The sequence below is a fragment of the Sphingobacterium sp. UBA6645 genome (genome assembly GCF_002455685.1).
In the GTDB taxonomy this organism is placed as follows: Bacteria; Bacteroidota; Bacteroidia; order Sphingobacteriales; family Sphingobacteriaceae; genus Sphingobacterium; species Sphingobacterium hotanense.
Genome location: NZ_DKLH01000023.1, coordinates 54,598 through 66,608, shown reverse-complemented (window position 1 = coordinate 66,608; position 12,011 = coordinate 54,598). Strand labels below are relative to the sequence as shown.

Genomic DNA, 12,011 nt, shown 5'->3' with positions numbered 1-12,011 from the left:
TATAAATATAATAAAGAAATTAATCTATTCTATTTTTATTATTGTCGTACTAGGGTCTTGTTCTAAAAATGAAAATCACATTGACAGCAAATCTCAAATACTAGGAGAATGGGATTTAATTTACGCTGCGCCGATTTTACATTTGAAGAAGAAGTCATTCAATTTTGGAAAATCAGAGCTAGCGATTACTGGGATAAGATTGGATACGAAATGGGGTGGAGCTATTACAGCCTGGGATGATGAGGCTACAGTAAAATTTAAGTATTCGTTATCTGAAGATAACAAAACATTGACGATAATATACGAAGGTAATGCTATTTTGGATTTTGATATTTTAAAGTTAGATGAGACAACATTGATGATTCAATCAAGATTCGGAGAACAAGAACCGTATCCCCTTCATTTTATGAGACCCAAATAACCTGCCAACAGACCACCGAGCGGAATAAAGAAAGTGCTGTAGCATTGATTAAGGAAATGTAGGATATAAGATTATGGGAAAACAGAAATACTGTAAATACCTAGTCGTGCTTGATAGCTACACAATCGAAGTATCTGTAAATGGTTTGGGGCGAATAGCTATTGGTAAAATAGATTAAAAAATTATATGCAGGTTTTCGGACCTGCTTTTTTCTTAATCCGCTTCTCCAATCTTCGGGAATTATCCTATCCTAAAAACGTGTAAAGCACTAGGAAAATCGAAAAAACATTTATGATATATCCAGTTACCCTCAACGTTTTATCATCCCTTCTCGATAAGATTATCCCAACTGACATTAAGCATAACGCTAAAATTACGTTTAACATGGTTAAGTTTTTAGTTAGTTAGCCGAAAGTTCAAGAGGCATTAAGAAAGTAGAAAATGGGAGCTAGTATCGAGAGGATCTAACACGATTATTACTATAATCCCAAATCCAATATGCTATAGCCCCAAGGAGGTTAAATACTAGAAATGCAACAATCCACAACAATTTCTCATTTGCATTAATATTCCTTGATACAACTAACCTGTAAAAAGAGTATAGGTAAAAAATTGTTGGAATCAACATCGACAATAAGATGACTTCCTGTATTCCAATATTTAAAAATAGCAGATTCATAAAGTTAGTTTATAATCAAATGTAGCAATAACAATTAGAAATAAGAACAATATATTAAATAGTAGGGAATAAAAAATTGGAAACCAAGTTTAGTTGAACGAAAGCATACTTAAGGTTTTAGTAGTTATAACCGAAAACGTGGTGTTAGAGGGTTATGCCCATTGATAGATTTAGCTAAACTTCAACCCATCCCTTTGTCAGAAGAGGTGATGTTGGAGTGTGGGTTTGCCGATTAAATTGGTACTAGGTATTTCACTTGTAAAAAAAGCAAGTTTTACAATCAACTTGGACGGACATATTGGTTACAGGTCCTGTATTTGGTCGAATGAAAAGATCAAATACCTACATCAACTACAGAATATTTATTTGAAATAAGTAAAGTCCTTGATTAGTGCTGCTTGTCTCAAATAATATGATTAGAAATCTTGTATTCCGCCATCTACTGGAATCGAATTGAGCTGCAAATGTCGTGCATCAGGGCTCATAAGAAAAGGTTTAAAATTAGATTTGATATGCATATACATCTTTGCTATTTCAGTTATCGTAAGACTCGAAGCGTTTTTGAGATTAAACGAACCATAATAACAAGTTCCGTCACTTTTTAACCAATAATGAAATCTGATCCAATCGTTATTAGCTTTTAATTGGCTAATTCTGGAAGCTGAAAGAGTCTCTTTTGCATATTTAAACCAACCATCGTCACGGTTGACTATTATCCCTTCGATTAATATTTCAGTTGGAATACCATTTACTGTTATAGGATTATCAGGTTGAAGAACCAGATCTCTTGGTATTACGACAGTATCCGTGTTATTTGCTATCTTATCTACCTTATACACTACCCCATTTACGTTAAATACCCCAACTTGCAGCGATTGAGCGGAACCGATTTTGCAAAAGAGTATTATAAGAAAACAAACAGAAAGTATAAATCTCTTTTCTCGCATATAACTAATATAACTTTTAATCGTTGAGAAGTCGACTAAACTATGATGAAAAATTATGTCTTTAGCTCCACGTTAATTCCAAAACGGCATTTGTCTTGTCGCGCCTCTTGAATTTGATCTTGCCTAATTTTTGTTTTAATTGCTCGATATCTATATAATCCAAAGGACATAACAGGTTATTATCTATCTGTATTAAATTCTTCTTACAATTCCCTCCGACCCTTACAACTACCAAATAAGCTATAAAACAAGTGCTTTCGTGAAAAAGTGTGTGAAGTGGTTACTTCCCGATACAAAACTTACTAAATATATTCTCCAGCAAATCGTCCGTAGTAACCGTCCCGGTAATCTCACCCAAATGATGTAGCGCTTGCCTTATATCCATCGCTAGGAAATCCGATGTAATCGGATTATCAATCCCGAACAACACCTTCTCCAGAGCCTCTCGAGTATGCTGCAAAGCTTCCAGATGACGAATATTCGTCACAATCGTATCATCCGTATTAATCTGCGACAGATTCACCTGATTCAGCAACTCGTCTTTCAGCCCTTCGATACCCTGCTGTTGTTTTGCGGAAATATAAATTGGGTTTAGCACTGCATATTCAGCGCGTTGATCTTCGGAGAGAAGATCGCTTTTATTAATAATCGTCACAAATGGAATATTGAGAACTTCCACTTCCTTAATCTGCTGCTGTACGGCAGCAATATGATCCTGCGTAGGGTCAAAAAGATAGATAATCAAGCGTGCCTGCTTCATCTTCTCCATTGTCCGCTCCACTCCTTTCGCTTCAATCACATCTTCCGTCTGGCGAATCCCGGCCGTATCTATAAAACGGAAAGTAACGCCATGTATATTGATCTCATCTTCAATCGTATCACGTGTCGTACCAGCAATATCCGATACAATAGCACGTTCCTCATTCAATAAAGCATTCAACAGTGTCGATTTCCCCACATTTGGCTTTCCAGCAATAACCACCGGCACACCGTTCTTCAACACATTCCCCTGCTCAAACGATTGAATCAAACGCCCGATCACCTGATAGATCTTCTCGATCAGAATCCGCAATTGATCGCGATTAGCGAACTCCACATCCTCTTCCGCGAAATCCAATTCCAGCTCGATCAAAGACGCAAAGTGCACCAGATCCTCACGCAGCTGCTTCAACTGATTTGAGAAACCACCACGCATCTGCTGCATAGCAATCTGATGCGATGCTGCAGAATTCGAAGCAATCAGATCCGCCACTGCTTCCGCCTGCGACAAATCCAATCCGCCATTCAAGAAAGCACGAAGAGTAAACTCCCCCGCCTTCGCCGCCCTCGCCCCTTTCTTCATCAGCAACGTCAAGATACGCTCGATAATATACTTCGAGTTATGCGTAGAAATCTCCACAACATTCTCCTTCGTATACGAGTGTGGCGCAATAAATAAAGAAACAAGAACCTCATCAATCACCTGATCCCCATCACGAATAGTTCCAAAGTGGATCGTATGCGAAGCCTGCTTGCTCAAATCCTTCCCCTTAAAAACAGAGTCCGTAATAGCCACTGCCTCCGGACCCGACAAACGAATCACAGCAATAGCACCATTAACCCCTGGAGAAGTCGCCAGCGCGACAATTGTATCTTGAGAATGCGTAAATGACATGGGGGCAAAGATAGCAAATTAGATTTTAGATATTAGATTTGAGACATTAGAGTCTTTGAACTGACAAAGGAAGGAAAAGTTTGCATTGAACCAAGAAAGGAAGGAAAAGTTTGTATTGAAGCAGGAAAGGAAGCGAAGATTTGTCTTGAACCAGGAAAGGAAGGATTTAGGGAGAAACAGGATCCTACTCATCTTATCCTCCTTTCTTCGTCCAGACTAGATGTTAGATATCAGACATAAGATGATATACCTGATCTTATCCATCCCTAAATCCTTCCTTTCCTGGTTCAAGACAAACTCATTTTCTGTCTATCCCAATCGTTCAAACTCAAATAACCTAACGTCTAAAATCTTACGTCTAAAATCTAATGTCTCAGATCTAATATCTAAAAACAACCCTATTAGCAACCTCAATCTCATCCGAGACAATCGTATGCGGCATTCCCGCATAAATCTTTTCAGTTACTTCGGCGCCCATTTCTTCCAGCAGCTTTGTACTTTCTTGCACACGGCTTACGGGGACATGGAAGTCGGGGTCGCTGGTTCCGATAAAGATTGGTGTTCCGGCGAAATCTCCTTGGTAGTTCTCCTTATAGATTTCATCGCCGATCAGGCCACCGGTGAAGGCTACAGCTCCGCCGTAACGTTGAGCATTGCGTGCTACATACTCTAGGGTCAAACAGGCGCCTTGCGAGAAGCCTAGGAAATAGATGTTCTCCGCTCGTATACCCTGAGCTTCCGCTTCCTTAACCGTTTCGGCCACCAACGCCAAAGCTGAATCCAGATAAGGCTGATTCGAAGCAACCTCCGCCATAAAAGAATGCGGATACCAAGTATGGTTTGTCGCTTGTGGTGCCAACAACAGGTAATCCGCGACGTTCAGATGCTCGGCAAGGGATAAAATATCCTGTGCCGAACCTCCTCTACCATGTAGCATTATCAAAGCTTTCTTTGCATTGCTAGTATTCCCTGCCTGTAATATATTTCTTTGATGCATATCGTTTTCCTTTTCTAATTATCCTTCCAATTGTGGCAATACTTTTTCGATCTCTGTGCGGCTGCCTTCATATTGTCTAGGCAATTTCAACGCAGATCCTAAAGAATCTAGCGGCTCATCTACATCAAAGCCCGGATTCTCTGTCGCAATTTCAAATAACACACCTCCTGGTTCGCGGAAATAAAGCGAATGGAAGTAGTCACGGTCAATCTGCGGAGTTATTTGTAAGCCGGCTCTCATGATTCTTTCACGCAACTCCAATTGATCCTCATCGTTCTTAACGCGAAAAGCAATATGATGATTGGTCCCGGCCGTATTGATTGCCCGGCCAGCATTCGGATCAATCAAAATATCAATGATATTTGCGGAATCTACCGTGTCTGTAGCAAAGCGATAGCGATTGCCCTCTTCAGCCACTTGCTGATAACCCAATAAATCAGTTAAGACCTTTGCTGTTGGTTCCAGTTCTCTCAAAGTTAAAGTCGTATTATGAAAGCCTTTGCTTGCTACCTCCTGTGTCACTTCCTTCGTGGTCCAGCCCGTTCTCGTGTCGCCAGCTTTTGGAACTACTAAGGATAAATTCAATCCATCCGGATCTAAGAATGGATAGTATAATTCACCGAAACGCTCAACAACCTCTCCTGTCAACACATTGTTTTCACCGAAACGTTCAGTCCAAAAGTCCAAACTGCCTTCAGGAACAGAATATGCAATCTCTGTCGCCATACCAACCCCATTGCGACCGCGTCCGATACCCTCCCAAGGGAAAAAGGTCAGTATGGTTCCTGCTGAACCCTTCTCATCTCCATAGTAAAAATGATAGGTGCCGGGATCATCAAAATTGACGGTTTTTTTCACCATCCTTAAACCCAATACCTTGGTATAAAAATCATAATTACGCTGCGCAAGATTTGCGATAGCCGTGATGTGATGTAACCCTAATACTTTATTTTCCATGATAACTCCTTTTCTATTTAAACAACTTATTATTCTATTGTTGTGATTTGTTATACAAAAATGCGCAGAATTGCGAACCTGTAAATTGATGTATGATAAGAAGTAATCCTAGCCAACGTCGGCAGCAATACTCTACTCAACATACTACTTAGCTACTAAATGCGATTACATTCGGTATTATTATTAATAAAATTAACTTTAGGTTAATTATATTTGATTAACCCTGAAACCCACCTATCGGGGTTGGAGCCAATTATAGATAACCAAGAAAAATGAAACAGCAAATCTTTACATTGCTGGGCTCCATCTTTTTCCTGTATTCAGGACAGGCGAATGCCCAACCAAATGAGACTTCTCCATTCAGGGAATCCTATCAAATGACCTTTGTCGATGATACGAACAAAATTATCCAGCCGCTAAGAAAATCTTACCATCGACCATTTGAAATAGCGCCATGATAGCCTCCTTGTTCAAGAAGATCTTAATTGCAATAATGCTGTTCTTATCCAAACAAATCACTGCACAAACCGAAAATATAGACGGCTATATCCTTTCGGACGGTAAACCTATACCCTCGGTTTATATAAGGCTTACCTCAGGCTCTAAGGTACTTGCTTATAGCAATAGCGACAATAGCGGTTATTTTATTATCAAAATTCCAGAAAACATCAATATAAGTCAGCTTCATTTGGAAACTAGCCACTTATCTTTTCAACCGACTAAAACACGGCTATCGGAAGATAAGACAACGTATAAATTTATCCTCCAACCTAAATCTACCGAAATTCAAGCCCTGGATATCAAACGATCGCAAAGGTTAAGAGCGAATGGCGATACTTTGGTATTTAAAGTTGATTCATTTGCCAGAAATGAAGATCGTACGATCGAAGATGTTCTGGCACGTATGCCCGGCATGCATGTGGCAGAGTCTGGGAAAATAAGCTTTAATGGAAAGGAGATTACCGCCATCTATCTCGATGGAAGCAACCTGTTAGACGAAAAGTATGAATTCGGAAGCAAGACCATCCCCAATAAAATTATTGAAAATATCGAAGTGTTACAACGTCACATACACCACAAAGTGCTTCAAGACAATACATTGAGCGATGATATCGCCATCAACCTGGTGTTAAAAGACGAGGCGACCCTAAAAGTCATGGGACGCTCAACTCTGGGTTTAGGCCTTCCCGAACAATATGATCTGGAACTGTCAGCAATGCTTTTAAACAAGAATATTAAAAGCCTAAATGGTATACATGGAAATAATTTGGGAAAAGACCTATCCAGCATGTTTATCGGCCATACAGATTTTAAGCGAAATAGCCGAATCGTAGATCCATTACCAAAAAATCTGCTGCGACAAGAGACCATTACCTCGGCAACGGGACATCCTTATATCAACAACACCGCGAAAAGTCGATTTCTAGCGTCAAACAATTATTTCCGAATACGCCAGAACGGATCACTACGGCTTATAGCACAACAACATTTGGGGCGAAGAGAGCCCTTAGTATTTTCATATAATGATAACTTCGCAAGCCTAGACAGCATCCGCTTTATAGAAGACCCAAACAGCACGCCGGTGCTACGAGGAACTGTATTGGCAGCGCAATTCGAAATCAACAGCCCCACTTACTTTCTCAGCAACAATGCCTATATGGAGATTGACCGAAGGAAGGAAACTTCGGATCTGCTAGGAAATTCAATGCAATTGAACCATCCATATCGACATAAGCTCCTACAATGGAGCAATCATTTCCGTTACAGCCCAAAACTAAAAAACGGAGACATTGTCGATATACAATGGACTATAGAACATAAAGATTCCGAAGAACGTCTGCAGGTAGAACAATTTACCGCAGACCCATTCACCACGAACAAAAAAGAAGATATCGCACGCCAACAGTTAGAACTCCCATTTTTGCCAATCTAATTCGAGCATCTTATAAGTTCAACAAAGGAGTCTTAAAACACAGCTATCTTCTAGGACTTTTGAACGAACGTCAAAAATTTAACAGCGAGCTGGACTTATCAGGTTCAGAATATCAGTTTTCCGAACTCGGCCTCCGTGAACAAATAAACAACCTCGACTGGCACAACAACGAATTCTACTTTGCACCCATGCTAGAAACAAAAGTAAAACAGTGGGAATTTTCTGTCGCTTTGCCGGTCATTGCCCAACATATACACTATTTGGACCCCACGAATGATTTGGATAAGAGCAGAGATAAGGTCTATTTTAACCCTTTGTTCAATAGCAAATTCTTCCTCGATTCGCAAGACTATCTACAGCTGCGCTTCCAACATCATCGATCGATAGGCAATATGGCTAATTTTTTCTGCAAACCAATATTAAAAACCTACCGTAGTTTAGCCAATAACATGGTCGACCTGCGCGAGAAAAAGAAGAATGAACTTACTTTGAAATACAATATACAGCGTCCACTAAAACTATTCTTCGGGAATATCACCGCAAAATATGCTTCCGTCAGGTATCCGGATCTGCTAGCAACATTAGTCACCGACAATTTGCTGTCTAAAATCGTGGTCCCAGGTGCTCACAAATCGCAAGAATATGGATTGATCTTGTTTGCTACACAATATATAAACGCACTCCGCGGCCCTCTGCAGCTCCACGCAAGTTGGACAAACCTTAAGGATGATATGGCCGTGCAAAGACAAGCAACCAAGCTGGATCAATCGGCTGTAGTAATCAACCCGTCAATTGACATGCAATTTCATAAGAAATTCAGCGTAAATTATGGACTCCACTATTCCTGGTTTAAAAGTGAGATCGTCGCTTTTCATGTTCCAAGCGACCGTATTATGAGCAGCAATTTAATTCAGTCTATCAAATTAGCCTATACCCCGATTAAACCGCTCTTTGTAGAATATAGCTTCAATCATCAGCATAATAAACAGGGCATCTTTACAAACAATCACCTGTTTATGGATCTTTTCGCTCGTATTAGCCTACCAAAAAGGAAAGTTGATCTAGAAGTAGAACTCAAAAACATCGCAAACATCAAAAACTACCACCATCAAGTATTAACCTCCGACGAACTCTATAGCACAGTTTACCATCTAAGAGGACGTATGCTCAACGCACGATGTATCTTTAATTTCTAAAACTTGAAACTACAAATACAAACGAACGAACTAACCCAAAAATAAACAGGCGCCAAAAAAGCGCCAATCCAAATCTTATATCTAACGTCTAAAATCTAATATCTAAACAAACGCCGCAATCATCATATGCGGACTCAATGCCAGCAAATGCTCATCATTTTCCGTAATCTCGGTAATCAAATCCAGATTCTTTCTCTTCTTAGCATTTAACATACTCTCAAAATAGTGCTTGTCCAGCCAGGTAATACCCTCCACGGCGTATAATTTATCAAACCTCAATCCCGCCGCTTCAAACTCCGCCTTTAGCTGTGCAGGCTTATGGTAAAACGATTCCGCCATCACCCAAGGCAAGTCCGAAGGCGCATTATGAATGCCCGTTGTCAGTTCCGACTTGCACATATCCAAAAAAGAAGGACCATGAATCAAACCATTCAACAAACCCACAATAGTAGACGCCGTATAATTAATTGCAAATCCCAATACCACTCCACCAGGCTTCAGCACACGCTTCGCCTCCGAAATAGCGCGCAACCTCGCCTCCTCACTTTGCAGATGATACAACGGACCATGCATTATCACCACATCCGCAAACCCGTCCTTAAAATCCAAACGCTGCGCCTCCCCTTTAATCACCTCAAAAGGCCTTTTAGCCTTTTCCGAACGCTTTTGAGCAATCTTGAGATGCTTATCCAAAGGTTCAACCATATGAACATCATGCCCCTCCTTGGCTAGCCATTCTGCATACTTACCAGTACCACCACCAACATCAATGACCACCCCCAACTTCGGCAAATACCTAGAAATTAATGCTTTGATCCTTTCAAATTCAAATATCCCCAAACCCTTGCTGAGTCTATCCTCCTCCGAAGCCTGATTGTAGAAATCCTCAATCTTCGCGCTAACCAATTTCTTGCTGTTCATACGACAAATATAATGCTTTGGAAGAATTCGGAAGCAGATTTTAGACATCAGACATTAGGTATTAGACCCGATTCTGCCAATCCTTGCATCCTTCCTTTCTTGGTTCAAGAAAAAAAATTCAATACAACCTTTTCAACGAAAACATCGTGATTGTCTTGAACCAGGAAAGGAAGGATTTAGGGATTATCAGGATCGAGTGGAAAGAAAAAAAATAGATGACGATTTTTTCTTGAACCAGGAAAGGAAGGATGCAAGGATGATCAGGATTAACGAACACATTTTCTAGGCGGTTGCCATGACGAACTGCGTAGAGACGTTTCACTAAACGTCTCCAAAAATGTACTCGTCCCAGCCTTTCATACCTCCCAATACCCGATCCTGCCAATCTTTGCATCCTTCCTTTCCTGGTTCAAAACAAATTTTCCTTCCTTTCTTACTCCAAGACAATCCCCGATCCTGCCAATCCTTGCATCCTTCCTTTCCTGGTTCAAAGACAAAATCCCCATCATTTCCCCCTCCCTTTCTAAGCTCAAAACAAGCCAACCCTTCCCATGAAAAAGGCGCCTAATCGGCGCCCTACTCTAATGTCTAAAATCTAATATCTATAATCTAATCTCAATCTTTCATAGCGCTAATATCACCCTTTGGTTTCGGGAGATTCAACGCTTTGATTTCCGCTTTACATTTATCGACCATAGCTTGCGTCATACGGTAATCATACTTGCCGTAATCATCCATTTCGAACTCGCCGACATAGAAGAACCCATACTGATCAAAGAAATCAGTTAAATCTTCCTTTGCAACCTCACAAGCGGTTTTCACAAAGTTCAGCTGATGAACCGCAGGATTTCTGTCACGATTCCAAGGATTCTCTTTCGATTCTTGCTGACGGAAAGTCTCAAACAAATTTGGATAGAAATCCGCCTTTTTACCTGGCCCAGCATAGTAAAGTTGCAATTGCCAGAAAGGTACCAAGCGGTTGAACACATCCGGATCCTGTAGGTAGGAAATTTTCTTATCAATGATGGAAGCACGCGCTTTAGCATAGTTTCCTTGCTCAGAAATTCTCGATTTATTACCGAAAGAAGTCGTCACATAAAGCGAGTAAATATTATTGCTCACCTCGCCTAATCCGCCCCAACTCAACTTCGGTCTTGTTTGGTGCACATGGCCAACTTCATGGCTGAAGCCCCAGCAGGGGTCGCCACTAATAACACGTGCAGGATCTAAGACCATCGCCATCGCATAACCGCTCTTGCCGCCCATGTAGGCAACTCCATCGCCATCTCTGAACATATAGTAGTTATAGTTAACACGAGATAAGATCTTATTTTCCGGTACACGATTATATTTGATCAGTCCCATAATGCGGTGTTGATGGTGTACAAGAGAGTCGTAGTTGTTGATCAATTCCACACCCTTACCTCCAGCATATTTCTTTAAATCAGCAACCGGATAAGCTGTTTGAATGTATTTCCCTTTCGCATCGACAACGCCATAAACTGCTTTATCCAATAACTTATCCCAATCTGCATTGTTCTGCTTCTGGCTATCGAAGTAACCATTCACCTGCCCTGTCAAAAAGTGAACACGAATAGGCTTCTCCTCTTTCGGATTTTCCGAGAAATAATAGATATATGCTAAACTGCCGAAATCCTTCAGATCAATAATATTAACGCCATTTTGGAGTTCGAAGACCTCTTTTTCTATACCCCATCCCTTCGGATCCTTTGTCGGCTCCGTCGGATCAGGTGCCTGTCTTAACCAGTTCGGAACAATTAGTTTAATATCCTTCCCTCTTTCAATTCCTTCAGCAAGCACGATATGTTTTCCAACCGGTAAATATACGCCCGTTATATTCTGATACTTACTATATCCATCTCCTATGCTCAGTTGATGACCCAGGGTCGTAGGTGACAGGATCGCATGATAATCTGCCAGTTTATAATCAGACTTATAGTTGCCCGCCAAAACGTTTAAGGCATGCTTACGGATATGCTCATCCTCTATTTTGTTGATGATTTTTTTAGAAGTCCCTTTTTTAAGCGTCAGCGCTAAAGGATCTTCAAAAACAGATAATTGCTGATACGTATGTTTAACTTCCTTAGCACTCTGAGCATAACCCATCGACGCCATTAAACATGCTACCGCAAGAGTTAAAATGGTTCTTTTCATAAAATATTTAAGTCGTAATAGTTCCCGAAAATACAGGAATTATCAACTAAAAAAAGCCCAGCGAATTAGCCATAGGCCTCCATTACGCTTAAATGCAATCGCAATCGTTTGAGTAATTTTTTCAATTCCTT

At 40.5% G+C, this 12,011-nt stretch carries 11 protein-coding genes; 4 read left to right on the top strand and 7 right to left on the bottom strand.

All coding sequences use genetic code 11. The features are described from left to right. The coding region (locus B2400_RS04335) for a hypothetical protein (RefSeq protein WP_293931199.1) at positions 1-421 on the top strand (421 nt) is incomplete at its 5' end. A 448-nt stretch (positions 422-869) separates the two neighbouring features. On the opposite strand, the gene B2400_RS17845 is transcribed toward B2400_RS04335, so the two are convergent. The 5 genes from B2400_RS17845 to B2400_RS04315 form a co-directional block, all read right to left on the bottom strand. Continuing rightward, the gene (locus B2400_RS17845) at positions 870-1,049 is read right to left on the bottom strand and encodes a PLDc N-terminal domain-containing protein (protein ID WP_394344166.1); all 180 of its coding nucleotides are present in this window, start codon (positions 1,047-1,049) and stop codon (positions 870-872) included. 467 nt (positions 1,050-1,516) lie between these two features. Then, a complete protein-coding gene (locus B2400_RS04330) occupies positions 1,517-2,047 on the bottom strand; it encodes a hypothetical protein (protein ID WP_293931196.1) in 531 nt (176 codons plus the stop codon). Between the two features lie 280 nt (positions 2,048-2,327). After that, a complete protein-coding gene (mnmE, locus tag B2400_RS04325; protein ID WP_293931193.1) occupies positions 2,328-3,701 on the bottom strand; it encodes a tRNA uridine-5-carboxymethylaminomethyl(34) synthesis GTPase MnmE in 1,374 nt (457 codons plus the stop codon). Positions 3,702-4,080: 379 nt separating this feature from the next. After that, the gene (locus B2400_RS04320) at positions 4,081-4,698 is read right to left on the bottom strand and encodes an alpha/beta hydrolase (RefSeq protein ID WP_149525892.1); all 618 of its coding nucleotides are present in this window, start codon (positions 4,696-4,698) and stop codon (positions 4,081-4,083) included. Between the two features lie 18 nt (positions 4,699-4,716). Further along, complete coding sequence (locus tag B2400_RS04315) at positions 4,717-5,655, bottom strand: ring-cleaving dioxygenase (RefSeq protein WP_149525891.1); 939 nt, start codon at positions 5,653-5,655, stop codon at positions 4,717-4,719. Between the two features lie 272 nt (positions 5,656-5,927). Here B2400_RS04315 and B2400_RS04310 point away from each other — a divergent pair, with 272 nt between their 5' ends. The 3 genes from B2400_RS04310 to B2400_RS04300 are packed head-to-tail and all read left to right on the top strand — an operon-like array spanning position 5,928 to position 8,784. Further along, positions 5,928-6,113: a hypothetical protein gene (locus B2400_RS04310; protein WP_149525890.1), complete on the top strand. Its 186-nt coding sequence runs from the start codon at positions 5,928-5,930 to the stop codon at positions 6,111-6,113. Beyond that, entirely contained in the window at positions 6,110-7,588 is a 1,479-nt protein-coding gene (locus tag B2400_RS04305) for a Plug domain-containing protein (RefSeq protein ID WP_293931188.1), read from the top strand. The genes B2400_RS04310 and B2400_RS04305 overlap by 4 nt, the downstream gene beginning before the upstream one ends. 59 nt (positions 7,589-7,647) lie before the next feature. Further along, positions 7,648-8,784: a hypothetical protein gene (locus tag B2400_RS04300; protein ID WP_293931185.1), complete on the top strand. Its 1,137-nt coding sequence runs from the start codon at positions 7,648-7,650 to the stop codon at positions 8,782-8,784. Between the two features lie 102 nt (positions 8,785-8,886). Here the strand turns inward: B2400_RS04300 and B2400_RS04295 are convergent, their stop codons facing one another. Together B2400_RS04295 and B2400_RS04290 are read right to left on the bottom strand one after the other, a co-directional pair. Beyond that, positions 8,887-9,705, bottom strand: coding sequence for a class I SAM-dependent methyltransferase (locus tag B2400_RS04295; protein ID WP_149525888.1), 819 nt, complete (start codon positions 9,703-9,705; stop codon positions 8,887-8,889). A gap of 615 nt (positions 9,706-10,320) precedes the next feature. Beyond that, positions 10,321-11,880 carry a M60 family metallopeptidase gene (locus B2400_RS04290; protein WP_293931181.1) on the bottom strand — a complete coding sequence of 520 codons (1,560 nt, stop codon included), beginning with the start codon at positions 11,878-11,880 and terminating at the stop codon, positions 10,321-10,323. Positions 11,881-12,011 lie beyond the last annotated feature (131 nt).